Below are 20,370 nucleotides of genomic sequence, written 5' to 3' on the forward strand. Positions count from 1 at the left end.
GATCAGCAGCAGGTCTTGCCAGCGATGATGGGTTTTCAAGTACTCGCGGGAATCGGGTATCTGGGCTAGATACGGCAACGGACTGGGGATGGAGACAGCTTTCATATGTGATTATGATAAAAGCCTGCAGATGAGAGCTTTAACGTAACGGATTAAAGCTCTCTTGACTTTTGTTACACCTCTGCGTTACTTATAGCACCTGATGCCGCTTCGCCGTCACCCCGTGCGGTACACCCTGTGGTTAGCCCGAACCGGCGCAGCCCCGCGAACCTTATCGTTACCGGTGTGGATTCCGGTGGTAGTAATCGTGGCGTTGCTGGCCTGGAGCGGACTGAATATCTGGCTCTGGCAACGCACGGCTGAGATGCGCAACCTGCAAATTCAGCTCGTTAGCCTCTCAGACCAGGCCCGCAAACTTAACAATCAACTTGCGGCTGAACGCACCCGCAATAATGCCCTGAGTCAGGATGCCCAGAGCATCCTCAGGCAGTTGCAGGTATTGGAAACCGAGATTAACACCCTACGCGAGCGGGCCGGAATGCCCAAAATCAAGCTCGTACCTACCCGCAACGAAAGCGGGGGGCGTGGCGGCGCCTCGGTTCCTGTGGAACTCGAGGATGTTCTCAAGTACGCCAGCCAGCAGACCGCGGCCTTTACCCAAAAGCTGAGCGAAGTCTCCCCTGCCCTCACAGAAACCCTCCAGCGGGAAGCCGCCATGCCCTATGGCTACCCCCTTCGGGGGCACACCCGTATCACCTCGCACTTTGGCTACCGCCGCAGCCCTTTTGGCTGGGGTTTTGAGTTTCACAACGGGATTGATTTCCCCGCCTCCTACGGCACCGCCGTACGGGTAACCGGGGCCGGAGAGGTGATTGAGGCAGGCTGGAAAGGGCCTTTTGGTCTGGCCGTGGTGGTGGATCACGGCTATGGCTACCGCACCCTGTATGGTCATCTGTCCTCTATTTCGGTACGGGTAGGGCAAAGCCTCGAGCGCGGCGACCTGGTGGGGTTGGTCGGCTCGACAGGTCGCTCCACCGGCCCGCACCTGCACTACACGGTCTTCCGCAACGGCGACGAAGTGAATCCCGCCGCGTATCTGGACTGAGCACACAAGATCAAGGTCAAGGGTTTTTGTGTTAACTGTGTGCTGGACGCAATAGTTGTACAAAATTTATAGACAGATTCCGCAGGGTATGATCCAGGGGTTGGTTTGCAAGGGCTCACTTGAAAGTGAAAAGTTCGCAGATGAAAGCAGGGGTGTAGACTATGGCGGTGTTAGGCGGAGGACGTAAACCCAACCCAGCTGCGCTCACCTACGTGAGCGAGGGCAGTGAGATTGAAGGCAACCTGAAGGCGGCGGGTAGCGCCCGCATAGATGGGAAGGTCAAGGGTTCGATCATTGTCGAGGGCGACCTCGAGGTCGGGAGCAACGCCCACATCGAGGGCGAACAGGTGAGGGCTAACAACATCATCGTGCATGGGCAGATCAACGCCCAGGTCATCGCCAGTGGCAAACTACACATCACCAAGAGCGCACGGGTGGAGGGCGATGTGCGGGCCATGTCGCTCGATGTGGAGGCAGGCGCGGTTTTCGTGGGTCGCAGCCAGACCGGCGAACCCAGGGCTTTACCCCAGAGCACCAAGGCCGGTAATAGCTGAGAGCCGAAGAGCAAAAGCTGAGTGAATCCTGGTCAGGCATCACCTGGCCCTGCCTCCTTCCGAAGTAGGCTGGTAGGGTCATGGCGAAAGAGCCTCACCCCCTTGCCTCGAGCGTCACCCTGACAGTACCGCTCTGGGTGGTGGCTATGCTGCCGGTCTTGCTGATTGCGGCGGTGCTTTTTTGGTGGGATCGAAGTTTTAGCGAACGCACCCGTCTGGCCGCGCTGGAAACCCAGGCCCGCAAACTGAGTCTGGAGCTCGAGGCCGAAAAAAGCCGCAACGAGGCCTACAGCATCGAGGCGGTACAGCTGCAGCAAAGCCTGAAGGTGCTGGAGGCCGAAATCAACCGCCTGCGGGTTAAGGCGGGCTTGCCCAGAATTCGCCTGGTGCCCGAACCCGTCCAGCCCAACCAGGCGCCTCCCAGGCCAGAAAATGCCCCCAGGGGTGCGGGCGAACCCATTGAGCTGGGCGAGTTGTTGCTTAGCCTGCGTTCCCAGATAGGGGGTTTTGCGGCGGAGCTCGAGGCCACAGCCCTGGCCCTCCATAACCCCCTCCCCCCCGACCCCAGCCCAGGCCGCATTTTTCGTCGCGCCCCCCCTCCCCTGGCCCGTATACCCCAAACCCCCGACCCGGCGCAGTTTATACCCACCGGCCTGCCCTTGCTGGCCGAGAGCCGTCTCACCTCTACCTTCGGCTACCGCGCCAACCCCTTTGGCGGAGGAGCCTACGAGTTCCACAACGGCGTAGATTTTGCTGCCCCCGAGGGCACGCCGGTGTATGCCACAGCCTCCGGTACGGTGAGCGAGATGGGCTGGAACCCCATCTTTGGGCTGATGGTACTGATTGACCACGGCAACGGCCTGCACACCCTGTACGGCCACCTTTCGTCGTCGTATGTTGAAAAAGGTCAGCAGGTCGAGCAAAGCCGCCTGATTGGGGCTGTGGGCTCTACCGGGCGTTCCACCGGGCCGCACCTGCATTACACGGTTTATCGCTACGGGGTAGCGGTTGACCCCATGCCTTATGTGGGCGATGCCTCTGGCCGGTAGTTTTGCGCGGAACGATTTTTCGGCAAAAATTTGAACCCCGTTCAAGCAGGGGGGGTTTCGCCCCTTTCTCATTCTGCGGTATAAGATAGGGCGTTATGGCCTTAGAGCGGCTTTTCCGCCGTCGCCGGGCTCAGGGCGAGGCGAGGGATATTCCCGAGCTATGGGTCAAGTGCCCCAAGTGCGACGCGCAAATCTACAAGAAAGACCTCGAGACCAACCTGCACGTCTGCCCCAAATGCAACCACCACCTGCGCATGTCCGCCGACAAGCGCATCGAGATGCTCGCAGACGTGGGCACCTTCGAGCAGATCACCGGCCTCAAACCCGCCGACCCCCTGGGCTTTGTAGACACCGAGCCCTATCCCAAGCGCCTCGAGCGCTACCAGAAAGAAGCCGGGCGCCCCGATGCCATCGTGGGTGGGCGTTGCACCATTGGCGGTGTGCCCAGCGTGCTGCTGGCCATGGACTACGCCTTTGCAGGGGGCTCGATGGGTAGCGTGGTGGGCGAGGAAATTACCCGTGGCATCGAGCTGGCCGCCCAGGAAAACCGGGCAGTGGTGATCGTCTCGGTCTCGGGGGGAGCGCGGATGCAGGAAGCCGCTCTCTCGCTGATGCAGATGGCCAAAACCACCCTGGCGCTAGACCGGCTCTGGGCCCAAAAACTGCCCTATGTCTCGATCCTTACCGACCCTACCACGGGCGGGGTAACGGCCAGTTTTGCGGCCATTGCCGACGTGATTCTGGCCGAACCCGGCGCCTTGATTGGCTTTGCCGGGCCGCGGGTCATTAAGCAGACCATCCGCCAGGACTTGCCCGAAGGCTTCCAGCGTTCGGAGTTTCTGCTCAAGCACGGCATGGTAGACCAGGTCGTAGACCGCCGCCAGCTCAAAGAAACGGTTGCGATGGTGCTCAAGCTACTGCATCCCAGGACGGTGAACCATGCTGGATAGGGGTCAGGGGTCAGGGGTCAGGGGTCACAGTATTACCCTCGACCCAGGGTGGCCGACGTCCAGCACGCCCGAAGGGGGTGTCCATGCCGCTTGAGTTTGAAAAGCCCATCGAAGAGCTCGAGGCCAAAATTGCCGAGCTCGAGGGGTTCGCCGCCAGCAGCGGGGTAGACCTCTCGGGGGAGCTACAAGTCCTGCGCGAGCGCCTCGCTCAACTCAAATCGGAAACCTTCGATAACCTCTCGCGCTGGGAGCGGGTGCAACTGGCCCGGGCCCCTGGCCGCCCCACCACCCTGGACGTCATCGGCGGCATCATGACCGATTTTGTCGAACTATCGGGAGATCGCACCTTTGGTGAGGATGCCGCCGTGGTAGGGGGGCTGGCCCGCCTGGAAGGCACCTCCGTGGTGGTGGTAGGCCACCAGAAGGGCCGCGACACCAAGGAAAACATCAAACGCAACTTCGCCATGCCCCATCCCGAGGGCTACCGTAAGGCCATGCGCCTGATGGATCTGGCCGACCGCTTTGGCCGCCCTTTTATCGCCTTTATTGATACCCCCGGTGCATACCCCGGCATCTCCGCAGAGGAGCGTGGCCAGGCCTGGGTGATTGCCCAGAGCATCCAGCGCATGGCCCGCCTTCGGGTGCCGGCCATTGCGATCATTCTGGGCGAAGGAGGTTCGGGGGGCGCCCTGGCCATCGGGGTGGGCAACCGCGTGCTGATTCTGGAAAACGCCTGGTACTCGGTGATCTCCCCCGAATCCTGCGCGGCCATCCTGTGGCGCGACGCCAAAGAGGCCGCCAAAGCTGCCGAAGCCCTCAAACTCTCGGCCCCCGACCTTCTGAGCCTCGGCATCGTAGACCGCATCATCCCCGAACCCGGCGGCGGCGCCCACCGCAACCCCGCCGCCACCCTGGCCAACATCAAGCAAGCCCTGCTGGCCTCGCTGGCGGAACTCAGGAGCCTCGGCCCGGAAGAGCTGTTCGAAGACCGTTACCGGCGTTTCAGGGGCTTAGGGCGCTACCAGACCTGAACTGACCCGCCAGGAGCCCTCTGGTTGCAAAAGCACTGCAACCAGCAGCCCCAGGTGGGTTGACTCTGGGGCTGTTGATGGGCAATCTTTATGGGCCGACCCGCACGATCCGGGCCACCGAGGGCACCCCGCTGGCATTAATGACAGACACCATGTAGAAGTTGGGCGGTGCCAGGTTGGCATTGGCCGGCGCGGCTACGGTCAGGCTGGTGGTATCTCTGGACTGGATCGAGAGGGTCAGGAAGCGCTGGGTGTAGTTGAAGGCGTGGGTGGAATCGCCGTCACGTTCAGACCAATCGGCTGCGCAGCCACGAAGAAGCAAAGTCAATGATATTCACCACAATCACAATCGCAATCACTCCCACGATCATCTGGTCGTACTGCCCCGAGGCCATCTTTTCGTTGATGAAGTAGCCGATGCCGCCGGCCCCTACCAGCCCCAGCACCAGCGAGGAGCGGAAGTTGATCTCGAAGTTGTAGATGGTATAGGACACAAAGAGTGGCAAAACCTGGGGCAAAATGGCCCAGCGCACCACATTCACACCCGAGGCGCCGGTGGACTCGAGAGCCTCCACGGGCCCCTTGTCGGCGTTCTCGATAGCCTCCGAGTACAGCTTGCCCAGTTCGGTGAGGGAGTGGATGGCAATCGCCATCACCCCGGCAAAAGGCCCCAGGCCCACCGCTGCTACCAAAATCAGGGCAATAATCAGGGTAGGCACCCCCCGCAGCACGTTCAAAAAGAGGCGGGTCACATAGAACACCGAGCGCATCAGGGGCGTACCCGAGGTCACGTTGCGGGCCGCCAGAAACGAGAGGGGCATGGCAAAAACGGCGGCCAGAAAGGTGCCTACCAGGGCCATCTGCACCGTGACCGCAATCTGGCTCAAGACCTCCTGCAAGGGATAGCGCTCCGCGCCAGGGTCGGCCAGCAGGGGGGGCCAGGCTTTGTCGGCAAACTGCTGCAAGAAGGGCCAGCCCACCACCAGCTTGTTCAGATCGAACTCGGTGGCATCGAAAGCCGGAATCAGAAAGCTCGCCACCAGGGCAATCAGGATGCCGGCGCGAAAGTCGTCGGGCTCTTGCAGGCTGGCGTTGCGCAGTTGCATGAGCCCGGCCCCCAGCATGAGCCCCGCCAGGAAAAAGACCGCAAAAGCCCCGTACTGAGTGGTAGCCGGCTGCACCAGGCGGTAGCCTTCGCTCGAGGCTTGCTGCGGAATGGCCCCTTGCAGGTCGGCCAGGCTCCGAATGGGTTTCAGCTCGTCCTGGCCCAGTTCCTTGCGGATGGCGTTGAGTTCGGGTAGCGCCCGGTTGTAGGCGTCGGCGATTTCTTGCTGGGTGGTGGGCGGCGTGGGAAAGAGCAGCTTGTAATAGCCCAGGCTCTTGGGCAGGTAGGCCCCACCCCCCTGGGGCGCGTGGAACCACAGGAAGGCCAGCACCCCCGCCACTACCGCCCCGATCAGGATGGGAACCCGCTGCTTTGGGCGACTGAAGGACAGCAGGGCTACCGAGCCCGCCACCCCCAGGGCCAAGAGCAGCTCAATCAGACCCTCGACCGGATAGAGTTTAGCGATCTGCACAGGCTTGGCGTACCACCAACCGGCGGCCGCAAGGGTCGCGGCACCGCCCAGCACCCCGCCCAGCCCTGCCGCCTGCCCACCCCGACGGGCCAGCAGCAGCGCGAGCAGCACCCCCAGCGGAATCAAGAGCAGCAGCGGAAGGGTGGGCACCAGGGCCAGCAGGGTGGGGTCTACGGTATCGCGGCTCAAAAAGCCCCGGGCCCGGCTGAAGGGGAAGGCCGCAAAGACCACCAGCAAGGCCAGCCCGGCGCCAATTATCCAGCGGCGCATGGAACCCTTGGCCACGCCCGCCAGCACCGCCAGCAATACCCCCAACAGGGCGTAAAGGAGTAGCTCGTTCATGCCAGCATCTCCTTGCGTTCGTAGAGGTCGTCCACCATGTCCTCGGAAAGCTCTGCGGGCAGTCCATCGAACACCACCCGCCCCCGCTTGAAGGCAATAATGCGTTTGGCGTATTTGAGGGCCAGGTCGAGGGCGTGAATGTTAATCACCACCGTTACCCTGTCCTGCTCGTTGAAGCGCTTGAGGGTACGCATCACCTCCTCCGACAAAACCGGATCGAGGTTGGCGGCGGGCTCGTCGGCCAGCATCAGGGTGGGTTGCTGGGCCATGGCCCGGGCAATGGCCACCCGTTGTTGCTGTCCTCCCGAGAGCGAGTCCACTCGAGCGTTTTCCTTGGCCGCCAGGTCCACGCGCTGAAGCTGCTCTCGAGCAATCCGATAATCCACTTCGTTGTAAAGGCCCAGCAAACCGCGCCAGGTCGGGAGGTAGCCCAGGCGGCCATGCAGAACGTTGTCCAGGGTGCTCAGGCGGTTGACCAGGTTGAACTGCTGAAAGATAAAGCCCACGGTGCGGCGGTACTTTTGCAACTCGCGCTTGGGCAGCCTGGTAATGTCGGTGCCATTCACCACTACCGATCCAGTGGTGGGAATTAAGAGCCCATTCAGGGTGCGCAGGAAGGTGCTCTTGCCCGCCCCCGAGCGTCCGATAATGGCCACAAAATCGCCCTGGGGGATATCCAGGTTCACATCCATCAGCACCTTGAGCGGTCCCTTGGCGGTACTGAAGGTCTGGTTGAGGTTGCGTATTTCAATCATGCGTCTTCTCCATCAAGCATCGCTTTCATGCCATGCAAATCATAAGCCCCCAGCCAAAACCTGGGGGCATGGGTACTCGGGTAGATTTGCAGGCCTCTACTGCCCGGCCACTTTACGGGCCTGCCGCACCACGTCGTAGTCGGAGTCCTGGGCAGGGATCATGTAGTCAATGCGGTAAAGGTTGAACAGGAGCCTGTTTTCGGGGGTCTTGATACCCTGCAAGGCCGCCGCAATACCCCGTGAAAGGGTGGGGTATTTGGTTATGAACTGCTTAGAGACCGAGAAGGTGTCTCCCGGAATGGGCCTGGAGTAGAAGATAGCCGTCAGCTGGGCAGCTTCCTCGGGTTTGAGGAACTGCGTCCAGGCGCCGCTTTTGTTGCGGGTGTCGTTGGCGAAGGTAGCACAGGCATCCACCGATTTGTTCAGCACGGCCAGTACACAAGCGTCATGGCGACCCGCAAAGGTCTGTTTGGCAAAAAGCTTATCCGGGTCGAGGCCAGCCCCCACCACCGCCGCACGGGGAAAGACATAGCCTGCCGCCGAGTTCTTGTCTACCCAGGCAATGCTCTTGCCGTCCAGGCCCTGCAGGCTCTTGATGCCCGAGTCCTTGCGCACCACAATGGCGCTCCAGTAATAGGGGCTGGTGCCGCGCACGCTCTTGAGGAGCACCTGAGCTCCCACATCCTGGTTGGCAATCACGTAGCCGTCGGGCGGAAAGAAGGCGAAGTCGAGGTTGCCGCCGCGCATGGCCTCGATGAGACCCCGGTACTCGGTGGGGATGAAGATTTCTACCTCGATGGCCCCCTGGAAGCGGCGTTCCAGGTAGTCTGCAATGGCCTGGGCCGCCGGACGAAGCTGGTCGGAGTTCTGGGTGGGGTTGAAGCCGATGCGAATTTTGACCGGGTTTTGTGCCAAACCCACTGACAGGCCAAAGACCAGCAAGGCCAGAAGGAAAAGCAAGTTACGCTTCATACGCCGCCTAGCCTACACCAGCTTCTGTCAAAATTGAATCAGGTCAAAGTTGTACCTGGCCTGAATGTAGTTTGTAAGTTGAAGTGGTTTTGAGAAAAATCCGCGTCGGTTGTGAGACCATCCACTCGAGTTCTCTACCCGCCCAGCCCCAGAACATGAAGTACACTTCACAAAGATGAAAGCTCTTATCTTCGACTTCGACGGCACCATCCTCGACACCGAAAGCACCGAGTTCCAGGCCTGGCAGGAGGTTTACCAGCAGCACGGAGCCGAGCTTTCGCTGGACTACTGGCTCCCCTTTATCGGCAACAACTCGCTTCCTTTCGACCCTGCGGGCCACCTGGAAAAGCTGCTGGGCAGGCTGCTGGACAAGGAGGGCATCGAAGACTGGGTGGGGCAGCGCAAACAATCCCTCAACCAGAGCCTGAAGCCCCTGCCGGGGGTGCTGGACTACCTCGAGGCCGCCCAGGCGATGGGCCTCAAGCTGGCCGTGGCAAGCAGCTCGAGGCGGGCCTGGGTGGAAGGACACCTGGAGCGGCTGGGGTTGCTACCGCACTTCCAGGTGATCCGCACCAAGGAAGATGTGGCCCTGACCAAGCCCGACCCGGCCCTCTTTTTGCGGGCTGCCGAGGGGCTCGGGGTAGCGCCCCACGAAACCATTGTGCTCGAGGACTCCCAGAACGGGGTACGGGCGGCCAGGTCGGCGGGGGCTTTTACGGTGGTCATCCCCAACGCCCTCACCCGGCACCTGGATTTGAGCCAGGCCCACCTGGTGCTGGACTGCCTTTGCAACCTGCCCCTTTGGGATCTGCTGCCCATGGCCCGGGAGTGGGGCCGCGCCCGGCTACCCACCGTTATTTAGAAAACGCAGGATGCCCTTTGCCAGGGCCTCGGCCAGAGCCTGCCGATACTCGCTTTTCTGGAGGCGGCGGCCCTCCTCGGGGTGGTTGGCAAAGCCTACCTCGACCAGAATGGCCGGGATGCGGGCATTGCGAATCACGTAGAACGGGGCCTGGCGCACCCCCCGGTCTACCGCGCCGGTGGCCTGAAGCATGGCCGCCTGTACCAGATGGGCCAGTTGACGGGAGAACTTGAGGTTGGACTGGGCAATCAGATCCCGCACCAGCCGCTCCCCCACGCTCTGAGCCTCGCGGGTCAGGCGGCGGCCCACCTCGCCCCCACCGTTTTCGCGGATCACCTGGGCCAGCAGGCTAGGGTCTATGGTGTGGCCGAAATAGTAGGTCTCGATGCCCTGGGCCGCATTGGGGGCGCTGTTGACGTGAATCGAGATAAAGAGGTTGCGCTTGGAGTTGGCCATCTCGGCCCGCATGCCCAGATCGGTGGCCTTGTCGGGGGAAAGGTGGGTGTCGGTGCTGCGGGTCAGGAGCACCTCGATTCCTTCCTGTTGCAGTAGTTTTTGCAGGCGCAGGGCCAGGTCGAGGGTGACCTCCTTCTCTACCACAAAACCCACCGCGCCGGGGTCTATACCGCCGTGCCCCGCATCAATCACCACAATCTTGGGCTGGGTGCGGGGTTTGGGGGGCTCTGGGCGGGAGGACGCTTGCGGTGGGTTCGGGGCGGGCTGGGTCACGCTCACCACATCCACCACCAGGCGCCGCCGGTTCCCATCGTTCAGCACCGTGGTCTTGACCTCTACATTGGGGCGCAGACGAACAAACACCGTGGCACCCCCCGCCGCAGGCACCACCTGATAAGAGGCGACCTGGGGCGAGCTGACATCGGTATCGCTGGCGCTTGGGGTCACGCCGCTAAAGCGAAGGGTCAGGGTGTCGGGCGTTTGCGAAATCTGGTACTGCGTTTTGGCCTCGAGGTCGAAGACCAATCGGGTGTAGCCTTCGTGCAGGCCCAGCCTGGGGAACGCCAGAGCCGGAGCCAGAATTACGATCAGAAAGGCCAATAACCGCATCTATTTGCGAGTATAGCCGAAAAACCCACGTTCTTTTTGAAGATTTGACCCCGGTCTCCACAGGTTTGCACAGCAATGCCACCTGCGTACACTTCGCCAACGGTTCTTGGCCATCGGCTTCTTTTAGCTTTCAGCCTTCGGCTTTAGGCTTTCCGGTATGTGCCCCGGCTTCTTTTGTGCATCAGGAGTCGGCTTTGTGGCCGTGTTGATGTTTTGCTCATTCGGTTCATCCCGGAGACCCTAGGATGGATGGAATGAAGCGCTGGATGGTTTTGTTTACCCTTCTGTCGTTGGTTGCAGTGGCTTCGCGCTTTGCGGGCTTCGAGGTGAGGCCCAGGGGCAACTCGGAACTGGATGTGGGCACCGGCATCTATACTTTGCCCACCGGCGGCACCATCACCGACAACAAGAGCGGGCTGGTGCTGGAAGCCCGCTACATCCAGTACCGCGACGGCGACTTTATCAAGGCCCAGGGCGCCACCCTCAAGGCCAGGGAGGGCGAGTTTGCCGCTACGAGCCTCGAGTACCTGCAAAAGCCCGATACCCTGCGAATGAACGGGGTGCGCTTTAGCTCCAAAGAGTTCAAGGCCCTCACGGCCCAGCAGGGCTTGCTGCTCAAAGAGGACGTGCTGGTGCTCAAAGGCGAGGTGCGCTCGAGCGACCCGGTGCTCGAGGCCAGTACCCTGGTGGTAGACACCGCCAAAGACCAGGCCCTGGTGCTGGGGGTGTTCACCTATCGGGACGGCGCAAGCACCCTGCGGGGCAACCGCCCCGACAGCAACCTGCTGCTCACCTTTGCCGACGGCAAGGTGCGGGCCAACACCCGCGTGCCTGCCGAGGTCTTGAACCGCCTGCGCCCCTACGCCGATAAACTGTAGGGCGTGTGGATGGGGAGCGAAGGGTACAGGGCTCCGGGCGTGGGGCCCACAACAGGTACAGGAGCAAAGGGCCAGGGGGCAGCAAAACCCCTTCTCCCCTGCGCCCTCTCCCCTTTGCTTTTCCTGACCTTGCTGTTCAGTGGCCTGGCCTGGGCCTCCCCAGCCAGCCCAATCCCCTGTGCGGAGCAGCCCTACACCCTCGAGACCCCCGAGGGGCTGGCGGGTGGGGGGAACCTTGAATTTGATGGCGAGGTGGCCATCTTCAGCGACGGGGCCTGTTTAGAGACCAAAGGTTTGTTGCTGCAGGCCCCCAGCCTGCGCTACGACCAGGCCAGCGGCGAACTGACCGCCCGGCAAATCGAGGTAGAAACCGCTCGCTACCGCTTCTGGGCGGAAGAAAGCCGCATTAAGGGCCAGGTTTTGCAGGCCAGCGGGATTCGGGCCACCACCTGCAAGTGCGGCGACGACCTGCGGCTCCTGTCCGAGACCCTGCGCTTCGATACCCAGAGCGGGGAGATCGTACTGGAGGAAAGTCGGCTCGAGGTCTATGCCTTCGGCCTGGCCCGCTTTAGCGAGCTGCGGCTCAATCCCAACCAGCCCCTTGGCGAGAACCTGGGGCTCACCCCATCGGGCGCCGAAGCCCCCCTGGCCCTGCCGGTTCGCCTCGACTTTGACCAGGGCTTGAATGTGGGCCTGAGTGAGTTTCCCCTGCCCGATGCAGGGGGACGTTCTGGCAAGTTCTCCACCCGAATCACCCTGCTGGGCCTGCGCCTGGGCAGCCCCGACCCCATCCTGCGGCTGGGCCTGGCCGTCCAGGAAAAGAACCGCCGGGCCAGCCTGCAATTCGATAGCAAGCCCAGCGGCGTGGCCAGCCGGGGTGAGGTGGTGGACGGCCCTTTGTTTTTTGTGCACGATAGCGAACTGGGCCGCTATGCCTTCGGGCTCAAACAGGCTTTTGCCCTGGGGCGCTTTACCCTGGTGCCCTATGCCTGGGCCGCCCAGGACTGGCCCGACGGCACCCCCACCAGCCAGACCCAGGGCCTGGCAGCAGGGGCCGAACTGCGCTACACCTTCGAGGTACAGGAGGGGCCCTTTCACTTCCGCCTCGAGCCTTTTGGGGTGCTGGGTTTCTACAACCAGCCCCAGCAGTATGTGGCCTACGGCGGGCAGGCCGAGGGCCGCTACGAGGGCGATTTCGCCCTGCGGATAGGCTATACCTGGGCCATTGAGTCCACCCCCGGGCGCTTCTGGCTCGAGCGCCGCGAGGCCACCCAGAAGCTCTCCGGCAGCCTGCGCTACGCGGGGCTCGGCCTCGAGGCCGGCAAGCGCGAGCATTCTATGAGCACTGGCCTTGGTGATGGGGTTTTGCCAAGGCCTCTTTTGGAGCTCGAGGCTGAACACGATTTCCTGAAGAGCCAGACCGAGGCCAGCCTGCGGATTGGTTTTTCGCGGGACTATGGCGAGGTCTGGGCCAGGCTCCACACCTGCTGGAACTGCGTGGGCAAAACCCTGAGCAACGGGCGCGACGACTGGGAGCGCCGGGAACTGGTGCTGGGCTTCACGCCGGTTCAGCTCTCCTGCACCTACGACCTCAACCTGACCCCCTTCCTCGGGTATGATTTCCTGCGCCAGGGCGTAAGCCGCTGGGGTCTGGAACTGCGCTACGCCGACTGCTGCTTTATCTGGCGGCTGGGCTACCAGGAAATCCGTCTGGCCCAGCAGCCAGGCGAGGTGGCCAGCGGCAAATTTACTTTTGGGCTGGAAATTCGATGACCCACCTGGATCGTTACATCCTCCGCGAAGCCGTGCCGGTTTTTTTGTTCGGGCTGGTGCTGTATGTGGGCTTCGGCCTGATCAGCAATATTCTGCCCAGGGCGCAGTGGATGGGCACCGCCGAGCTGGGTAGCATCCTCAAGTGGCTGGCCTTGCAGGTGCCGGCCGCCTCGGTGCAGGCGCTACCCATTGCGGGTCTCCTTTCGATTCTGCTGACTTTTGGACGACTGGCACGGGAGAACGAGCTCCTGGTGATGCAGGCCGGCGGCATCTCGGTGCTGCGTACCGCCCGACTCTTTTTGCTGGGGGGGCTCCTCTTGAGCGGGCTCTCGCTGGTGCTCTCGGAGTGGGTGGTGCCCTGGGCCAACCGGGCCACGGCGCTGGTGTACTGGAACGAACTCGTACCCGAACGCACCGCTCAGTTTCGCCTGGTCGGGCGTGAGCTTTCGGTGGGTGACTACACCCTGCGCTTTGAGGGTTTCGATGCAGCCAAAGATGAGTTACAGCAGGTGCGCCTCGAGCGCTGGCAGGGCCAGACCATGACCGTAATTCTGGCCCAGAGCGCCCGCTTACAGGGCTCGGTGATGGTGTTTCGGAACTACAAGGTGTTTACCCTGGACTTTGCCCGCCTGCCCCTCCCCGAGTTTGCCACCCTCGAGCAGGCCGAAACCGGCTTGCGAGAGGTCTTCCGGGCCCAGAACATCGGCCAGGCCGGCGCCGAGCTTTCGGTACGGCTCTCCCGTAGCCGCGAAGACCTGGAAGCCCAGTACGCCGGGGGCGGCTTCGAGACGCCGGTCTCGCTTTCGGAGTGGTGGCGCAAACTCCAGGACCCCAGTACCCCGCCCCGCGAACGGCGCGAAGCCAAGGCCCAGTGGCATTCCAGCATTGCCCTGGCCCTGGGCAACCTGATGGTGCTCATCCTGGCCCTGCCCATTGCGGTACGCCGGGCCACCAGCCCCGGTACCGCTCTGGCCCTGGCCCTGGTGCTTACCATTGCCTACTACGTGGCTTTCAGCACCGGCAAGGTGCTGGCCCTCTCGAGCCCCCTGCCCCCCGAACTGGCCGCCTGGGCTGCCAACCTGCTGGGCCTGGCGGCGGGTCTCTGGCTGGGGAAGGGTGTTTATCGCTGAAAACCGCAGGCTGGCAGACGGCCTGTCAGCAAAAAAGTTGCCACCATGTACTAAGCTAAACGCCAGGTGTGTTGAATGATTCCGATATTGGATCTGAAGCAGGAGTACCTCGAGCTCAAAAGTGAAATTGATGCCGCAATGGAACGGGTGCTGTCTTCGGGCGGGTTTGTGGGGGGCCCCGAAGTGGCCGCCCTGGAAAGCGAGCTGGCGGCCTATCTGAAGGTGCCCCATGTGGTGACCTGTGGTTCTGGCACCGACGCGCTCTTCATTGCCCTCAGGGCCATGGGCATTGGGCCGGGGGATGAGGTCATTACCACCCCCTTTACCTTCATTGCCACCCTCGAGGCCATCCTGCATGTGGGGGCCAGGCCGGTGCTGGTGGATATTGACCCCCAGCACTACAACCTGAACCCCGCACTGCTGGAGGCAGCCCTCACCCCGCGCACCAGGGCCATTCTGCCGGTGCACCTCTATGGACAGATCGCGCCCATGCAGGAAATTCGGGCCTTCGCCCAGCAGCATGGTTTGCGGGTACTGGAAGACGCCGCTCAGGCCATCGGGGCCCGCTACTGTGCTTCTGGCTGCCAGCACCCCGTGGGCCGGGCCTGCGACTGCCCCCAGCCGCTGGCCGGAACCCTGGGCGATGCCGGGGCTTTCAGCCTGTACCCCACCAAGAACCTGGGCGCCTATGGCGACGGGGGCTTTATTGCCACCCAAAGCGAGTCCATTGCCGAAGAGTCGCGCCTCCTGGCCGCCCACGGCTCCCGGGTGCGCTACCACCATGTACGGCCCGCCGGCTACACCTCGAGGCTCGACGCCTTGCAGGCGGCCATTCTGCGGGTGAAGCTGCCCTACCTGGACACCTGGAACGCCCGTCGCCGCCAAATTGCCCAGATGTACCACCAGGGGCTTCGGGACAGGGTGCAGGTTCCCTGCGAGATGCCCTACGCCCTGCACATCTACCACCAGTACACCGTGCGCCACCCCGAGCGCGACCGGCTGGCCGCTTACCTGAAAGACCAGGGTATCGGTAGCAGCGTCCACTACCCGGTTCCGGCCCATCTGCAACCGGCCTACCGCGACCTGGCCCCAGAAGGGGCGCTCCCCGCCGCCGAGGCCGCCGCCCGCGAGGTGCTGAGCCTGCCCATGCATCCTTTTTTGCAGGAGGCCCAGGTCGAAGCCGTGATTCAGGCGGTTCGAAGTTACGCCTAAAAGCTGCACATTCTTTATACCCAGTCCCGCTTATACTGGGGTGCTATGTCGGAGAACCCTTTGCTGGAGATTCGCTACGATATTCCGTTTGACGAAATCCAGCCCCAGCACATCGAACCCGCCATCCAGACCCTGCTCGCCCGAGCCGAAGAAGAGTTTCAGGCCATCCTGAAGGTGGAGGGGCCGCGCACCTTCGAGAATACCCTGCTGGCCCTGGATCGGCTGGGAGAGACCCTGGGCTATGCCTTTACCCTGGTAGCCCACCTCGAGAGCGTGGTCTCGAGCCCCGAGCTGCGGGCCGCCTACAATGCCATCATCCCTTCCATCAGCGCCTTCAGCACCAGGGTGCAGATTTCCGCCGAACTGTACGAGGCCCTCAAGGCCTTTGCCGCGACCCCCGAAGCCGCCCAGCTCTCGCCGGACTGGGCCCGTTTCCTCAAGCTCCGCCTGGACGAGTTCCGCCGTCAGGGAGCCGACCTCCCGCCCGATAAAAAGGCCCGCCTCGAGGCCCTCAACACCCGCCTTTCGGAGATTACCACCCAGTTCGAGCAAAACCTCACCGACTCCACCGCCGACTGGGAGCTTTACCTGGACGAAACCCAGGTGGCCGGGCTACCCAGGAGTGCCCTCGAGGCCGCCCGCCAGAGTGCCCGCTCCAGGGGACGGGAGGGCTACCGCTTCACCCTGCAACAGCCCAGCTTTCTGGCCATCCAGACCTATCTGGACGACCCCGCCATCCGCAAACAGGTCTACCTGGCCTACTACACCCGCGCCACCGAACCAGGCCGCGACAACCGCCCGCTGATTGATGAAATCCTGGCCCTGCGACGCGAGAAGGCCGCGCTGCTGGGCTACGCCAATTTTGCCGACTACGTGCTGGAAAACCGCATGGCGGGCAAGGCCGAAACCGCCCTGCGCTTCGAGCAGGACTTGCGGGCCGCCTACGAGCCCTACTTCCACAAGGAAATTGAAGCCTTGCAGGCTTTCCGGCGAGAAATGGAGGGCCCCCAGGCACCCCCCCTGGCGCCCTGGGACATCGCCTACTACGCCGAAAAACAGCGCAAAGCCCTCTACGACTTCGACGAAGAAGAGTTGCGCCCTTACTTTGCCCTGCCACGGGTGCTCGAGGGCCTTTTTGAGATTGTTCGGCGGGTGTTTGGCCTGGAGGTGCTCGAGGTCGAGGGGATCAAAACCTGGCACCCTGAGGTCAAGACCTACGAGATTTACCGCAAGGGCCAGCGAATCTGCCGTTTCTTCACCGACTGGCACCCCCGCGAGAACAAGCGCGGCGGGGCCTGGATGAACTCGCTCATCCGGGGGGTGCGCTCCGGCGAGACCACCGAGCCCCACCTGGGCCTGATGTGCGGCAACCTGACGCCCCCGGTGGGCAACCAGCCCGCCCTGCTCACCCACCGCGAGGTCGAAACCGTCTTCCACGAGTTCGGCCACCTGCTGCACCTGGCCCTCTCGAGCGTCGAGGCGCGGAGCCTGGTAGGCACCCAGGTCGCCCGCGACTTTGTGGAGCTGCCCAGCCAGATCATGGAGAACTGGTGCTGGGAACGCGAGGCCCTGGACCTGTTTGCCCGCCACTACCTGACCGGTGAGCCCATCCCCGATGCACTTTTTGAAAAGATGCTGCGGGCCCGCAACTACTGGGCCGCCAACCTGGGGATGCGGCAGTTGTCCTTTGGCATGCTCGACCTTGCCCTGCATGTGCACTACACCCCCAGCGATGGCGATGTGATGCAGTACGCCCGGCAGGTTATGCAGCCTTTTGTACCGGCTCCCCTCCCCGAGGATTATGCCTTTGTGGCCGGGTTTGCCCATCTCTTCGGACATCCCGTAGGCTATGCGGCGGGCTACTACTCCTATAAATGGTCGGAGGTGCTCGACGCCGACGCTTTCTCGCGCTTCAAGACTGAGGGCATCTTCAATCGCCAGACCGGCGAGGACTTCATTACCCACATCCTGAGCAAGGGCAACGCGGTAGACCCCGCCGAGCTCTTCCGCCGCTTCCTGGGCCGCGACCCCGACTCCAAGGCCCTGCTGGCCCGTTCGGGGTTGTTGGACTGAAAACTTGGGTCGTTTTTGAGCTTGACGAGGGTTCAAAAGAGTTTAGCGATATATGGCTAAGAAAAAAGGGAGGGCTCGAGCCCTCCCTTTTTTCGTTCCAGCAGTTCAAGCCTGGGGGGTCGTGATGGGGGGTTTTTCCTCGGTGATGTTTTGCAGATGGGCCCGCTCGATCAGGTCTTTCTCCCAGCCCAGGTAGTACTGCTTGACCGACTCCGAGGCAGTATCCTCGGTGAGATACTTGACGTTGGAGTACATCGAGGCCCGGTAGTCCCGTACCTTGCCGCTCCGCAGGGCATCAATCACCTGCTGAATGCCTTTTTCTACCGTCCATTCTGGCACAAAACCCAACAGATTACGAATCTTGGAGAAGTCTACGCGGTAGTTGCGCCGGTCACCATCACGGCCCGAATCAATTAGCTCAGCATCAGGCACCAGCTTCTTGACCAGCTCGCCAACCATCCCCAGGGTCATGTTGCCGTCGTTGCCGCCCACATTAAAAGTCTCGTTGTGGACACGCTCCTTTAGAGCCTCCACCGCCAGCATCACCGCCCGCGCAGCATCGTCCACATGGACAAAAGGCCGCCACTGGTCTCCCCCAAACACCGTGATCTTCTTATCCACAACGGCCTTTGCAGTGAGCAGATTGACAACCAAATCAAAGCGGGTGCGGCCCGAGAGGCCGTAGATGGTGCCAAAGCGGAGAATGACCACTGAGAAGTCATCGCTCTGGAGCTTGTGCAGTACCTGCTCAGAGGCAATCTTGCTGCGAGCATACAACGAAACCGGGTTCAAACTGCTCCGCTCGTTGAGCACCATGTCGCTAGCACCGTACACCGAACAGGTACTGGCGAAGATGAAACGCCGTACATGCATACCCTTGGCTATTTCGGCAATAGTGCGGGTAGCTACTAGATTGATTTCGATGGTGAGATTTTCATCCAGTGCACAGGCCGGATCGCCTACCAGGCCACCCAGATGTACCACGGTGTCCACCCCGCGCATGGCCTCCACCACTTTGTCTACCTGGCGGAAGTCGGCCTGAATGATTTCCAGGTTGGGGTGGTGCAGGACGTGCGCAATGGGCTCCTTGCCGAACATCAGCAGGTCTAGCAGGCGCACCTTGTAACCTCGCTCCAACAGCCTTGGCAGCAAGCCAGAGCCGATATAACCCGCACCCCCAATCACCAAGATGGTGCGATCGTTAGTGTAGAGGTTGGGGATGGGACTGGCCTTGGCCTCGGCCCTAGCTTTGCGCCCCAGTTCCACAACAAACCAGTAATGTACCCAGGCACGGGAGCCCAGGGTAAGTGCTAGCGTGAAGAGAAAGCCCAAAAACACCACCAAGCTGGGTGGATCGGTCACGGCAGGAATCATGAAAGCGGTGAAACCATATACCAAGTACGCCAGGGCTACTGCCTGAGCTACCACCAGCATTTTGTAACGACCCCGGTAGGCACGACCCCTGGTATAGAAGCCGTTGGCGGCAAAAATGCCAAAGCTAACCAGCATCAGAATCCAGATGTTTTGGGCATACACCTGAGCATACTGCCCCAACAGGCTGGGATTGGAACCCGCTCCGTTATAGGCCAGGAGCAAGTGAATCAGCAGCGCCGCCGCAAAACTTCCTGCGACCATGAGCTGGTCGGCTAGAACTCGCAGCACCACATCGGGGCTAAAGCGCAATTCCTTCAAATTCTGAATCATTCCTGCTCCTCTCACACTTTAGCGCGAAGCCTCTAGCATCACCTGTTCGACCACATCAGCGGTAGCCTGGATATGCTCCATGCTCAGGGTGGGGTGCACCAGGAACATCAATGAAGTTTCACCTAGCTCCCTGGCCACCGGCAGGCGTTCGGCGGGCTGCCAGCCGCGCTTGGTGAAGGCTTTCTCGAGGTAAATCTCCCCACAGCTTCCTGTAGTGCATGGAATACCGGCTTCGGAAATGGCCACCATGATGCGATCCCGGCTCCAGCCTGGCTTGAGCATCTCGGGGCGCACATAGACGTAATACTTGTAATAAGCATGATATAGCTCAGATGGCACCTCCGGCACACGCAGGGCAGGGATCTGCCGGAAACGTTCGCTCAGGTAATGGGCATTCGCGCGGCGCTTCTCGATCCAGCCATCCAGCTTGCGCAAGATGACCCGGCCAATGGCTGACTGTACCTCGAGCATGCGCCAGTTGGTACCAAAATCTTCGTGTAACCAGCGGAAGCCCGGAGGATGCTGGCGGTTGTAAACCGCATCGTAGCTCTTGCCATGATCCTTGAAGCTCCAGGCCTTGCTCCACAGCTCGTCGTCATTCAGGGTGAGCATCCCGCCCTCGCCGCCGGTGGTGAGAATCTTGTCCTGGCAAAACGACCAGGCCCCCGCATGGCCGATGGAGCCCACACTCTTGCCCTTGTACTTGGCCCCGTGGGCCTGGGCGCAGTCCTCAATCACCCACAGGTTGTGTTTGCGGGCCAGCTCCATGATGGGATCCATGTCCGCAGGCCAGCCTGCCAGGTGCACCACGACGATGGCCTTGGTGCGGGGGGTGATGACCTTCTCGATGGTCTCGGCAGTAATCAAGCCACTTTCGCGATCCACGTCGGCCATGATAGGTCTAGCGCCCCGCATCACCGCGGCGCTGGCCGAGGCAATGAAGGTGCGCGGGGTAGTGATGACTTCATCTCCTTCCCCCACACCCATCGCGTACAGTGCCAGTTCAATCGCTACCGTACCGTTGTGCAGGGCAATGGCGTGCTTGGTACCCACATATTCAGCGAATTCGCGCTCGAACAGGCGGCCTTCCTGGCCCGTCCAGTAATTCACCTTGCCGGACTGAAGCACCCTGACTGCTGCCTCTATTTCATCGGGCTCAAAGTAGGGCCAGGGAGCAAAAGGTGTGATTGTAACGGGATTTTTCAACATCAGTGCGCTCCTTCATGGGCTGGAGACATTTATCTCCGAAGATATGCTATAAAGCGTAGGTCAAATAGCGTTATGACTGCGTTATTCGCCAAAAAGTGCGATTAGTAGTAGCATTGTCGCCTTCGTTAC

The 20,370-nt window shown here is 61.7% G+C and carries 18 protein-coding genes; 11 read left to right on the forward strand and 7 right to left on the reverse strand.

Annotated features, from left to right (window positions below; all coding sequences use genetic code 11):
* The first annotated feature begins 202 nt into the window (after positions 1 to 202).
* From J3L12_RS12520 to J3L12_RS12540, 5 genes are all read left to right on the forward strand, one after another.
* On the forward strand, positions 203 to 1,105 hold the full coding sequence (locus J3L12_RS12520; protein ID WP_208015398.1) for a M23 family metallopeptidase: 903 nt from the start codon (positions 203 to 205) through the stop codon (positions 1,103 to 1,105).
* Positions 1,106 to 1,266: 161 nt separating this feature from the next.
* The gene (locus tag J3L12_RS12525) at positions 1,267 to 1,659 is read left to right on the forward strand and encodes a polymer-forming cytoskeletal protein (RefSeq protein ID WP_208015399.1); all 393 of its coding nucleotides are present in this window, start codon (positions 1,267 to 1,269) and stop codon (positions 1,657 to 1,659) included.
* An 80-nt stretch (positions 1,660 to 1,739) separates the two neighbouring features.
* Entirely contained in the window at positions 1,740 to 2,708 is a 969-nt protein-coding gene (locus tag J3L12_RS12530; protein ID WP_208015400.1) for a M23 family metallopeptidase, read from the forward strand.
* A gap of 95 nt (positions 2,709 to 2,803) precedes the next feature.
* A complete protein-coding gene (accD, locus tag J3L12_RS12535) occupies positions 2,804 to 3,658 on the forward strand; it encodes an acetyl-CoA carboxylase, carboxyltransferase subunit beta (RefSeq protein WP_208015401.1) in 855 nt (284 codons plus the stop codon).
* Positions 3,659 to 3,741: 83 nt separating this feature from the next.
* Entirely contained in the window at positions 3,742 to 4,689 is a 948-nt protein-coding gene (locus tag J3L12_RS12540) for an acetyl-CoA carboxylase carboxyltransferase subunit alpha (RefSeq protein WP_208015402.1), read from the forward strand.
* A gap of 88 nt (positions 4,690 to 4,777) precedes the next feature.
* Here the strand turns inward: J3L12_RS12540 and J3L12_RS12545 are convergent, their stop codons facing one another.
* The 4 genes from J3L12_RS12545 to J3L12_RS12560 form a co-directional block, all read right to left on the reverse strand.
* Positions 4,778 to 5,011 carry a galactose oxidase-like domain-containing protein gene (locus J3L12_RS12545; protein WP_208015403.1) on the reverse strand — a complete coding sequence of 78 codons (234 nt, stop codon included), beginning with the start codon at positions 5,009 to 5,011 and terminating at the stop codon, positions 4,778 to 4,780.
* Positions 4,977 to 6,608 (reverse strand): phosphonate ABC transporter, permease protein PhnE, encoded by a 1,632-nt coding sequence (gene phnE, locus J3L12_RS12550; RefSeq protein ID WP_208015404.1) that lies wholly within the window; start codon positions 6,606 to 6,608, stop codon positions 4,977 to 4,979. Before phnE ends, J3L12_RS12545 begins: the two co-directional genes overlap by 35 nt.
* Positions 6,605 to 7,363: a phosphonate ABC transporter ATP-binding protein gene (gene phnC / locus J3L12_RS12555; RefSeq protein WP_208015405.1), complete on the reverse strand. Its 759-nt coding sequence runs from the start codon at positions 7,361 to 7,363 to the stop codon at positions 6,605 to 6,607. The genes phnE and phnC overlap by 4 nt, the downstream gene beginning before the upstream one ends.
* Positions 7,364 to 7,459: 96 nt before the next feature.
* Positions 7,460 to 8,335, reverse strand: coding sequence for a phosphate/phosphite/phosphonate ABC transporter substrate-binding protein (locus tag J3L12_RS12560; RefSeq protein WP_208015406.1), 876 nt, complete (start codon positions 8,333 to 8,335; stop codon positions 7,460 to 7,462).
* A gap of 175 nt (positions 8,336 to 8,510) precedes the next feature.
* Between J3L12_RS12560 and J3L12_RS12565 the strand changes: the two genes are divergently transcribed.
* Positions 8,511 to 9,197, forward strand: coding sequence for an HAD family hydrolase (locus tag J3L12_RS12565; protein ID WP_208015407.1), 687 nt, complete (start codon positions 8,511 to 8,513; stop codon positions 9,195 to 9,197).
* On the opposite strand, the gene J3L12_RS12570 is transcribed toward J3L12_RS12565, so the two are convergent.
* A complete protein-coding gene (locus tag J3L12_RS12570) occupies positions 9,180 to 10,262 on the reverse strand; it encodes an N-acetylmuramoyl-L-alanine amidase (RefSeq protein WP_208015408.1) in 1,083 nt (360 codons plus the stop codon). The two genes, J3L12_RS12565 and J3L12_RS12570, sit on opposite strands and share 18 nt — an antisense overlap.
* Before the next feature lie 254 nt (positions 10,263 to 10,516).
* Between J3L12_RS12570 and J3L12_RS12575 the strand changes: the two genes are divergently transcribed.
* The 5 genes from J3L12_RS12575 to J3L12_RS12595 all read left to right on the forward strand — a co-directional run bounded on the left by J3L12_RS12575 (position 10,517) and on the right by J3L12_RS12595 (position 17,328).
* A complete protein-coding gene (locus J3L12_RS12575) occupies positions 10,517 to 11,140 on the forward strand; it encodes a hypothetical protein (RefSeq protein ID WP_208015409.1) in 624 nt (207 codons plus the stop codon).
* A gap of 39 nt (positions 11,141 to 11,179) precedes the next feature.
* Positions 11,180 to 12,913 carry a hypothetical protein gene (locus J3L12_RS12580; RefSeq protein ID WP_347708896.1) on the forward strand — a complete coding sequence of 578 codons (1,734 nt, stop codon included), beginning with the start codon at positions 11,180 to 11,182 and terminating at the stop codon, positions 12,911 to 12,913.
* The gene (locus J3L12_RS12585; RefSeq protein ID WP_208015410.1) at positions 12,910 to 14,043 is read left to right on the forward strand and encodes an LptF/LptG family permease; all 1,134 of its coding nucleotides are present in this window, start codon (positions 12,910 to 12,912) and stop codon (positions 14,041 to 14,043) included. The genes J3L12_RS12580 and J3L12_RS12585 overlap by 4 nt, the downstream gene beginning before the upstream one ends.
* 75 nt (positions 14,044 to 14,118) lie before the next feature.
* Positions 14,119 to 15,255, forward strand: a complete 1,137-nt coding sequence (locus J3L12_RS12590) for a DegT/DnrJ/EryC1/StrS family aminotransferase (protein WP_208015411.1) — start codon at positions 14,119 to 14,121, stop codon at positions 15,253 to 15,255.
* Between the two features lie 45 nt (positions 15,256 to 15,300).
* The gene (locus J3L12_RS12595) at positions 15,301 to 17,328 is read left to right on the forward strand and encodes a M3 family metallopeptidase (RefSeq protein ID WP_208015412.1); all 2,028 of its coding nucleotides are present in this window, start codon (positions 15,301 to 15,303) and stop codon (positions 17,326 to 17,328) included.
* Positions 17,329 to 17,433: 105 nt separating this feature from the next.
* Here J3L12_RS12595 and J3L12_RS12600 read toward each other — a convergent pair whose 3' ends face one another.
* Together J3L12_RS12600 and J3L12_RS12605 are read right to left on the reverse strand one after the other, a co-directional pair.
* Positions 17,434 to 19,032 carry an NAD(P)-dependent oxidoreductase gene (locus J3L12_RS12600; RefSeq protein WP_243455215.1) on the reverse strand — a complete coding sequence of 533 codons (1,599 nt, stop codon included), beginning with the start codon at positions 19,030 to 19,032 and terminating at the stop codon, positions 17,434 to 17,436.
* Positions 19,033 to 19,050: 18 nt separating this feature from the next.
* Positions 19,051 to 20,241 (reverse strand): DegT/DnrJ/EryC1/StrS aminotransferase family protein, encoded by a 1,191-nt coding sequence (locus J3L12_RS12605; protein ID WP_208015413.1) that lies wholly within the window; start codon positions 20,239 to 20,241, stop codon positions 19,051 to 19,053.
* Positions 20,242 to 20,370 lie beyond the last annotated feature (129 nt).

The organism is Meiothermus sp. CFH 77666, from assembly GCF_017497985.1.
In the GTDB taxonomy this organism is placed as follows: domain Bacteria; phylum Deinococcota; class Deinococci; order Deinococcales; family Thermaceae; genus Meiothermus.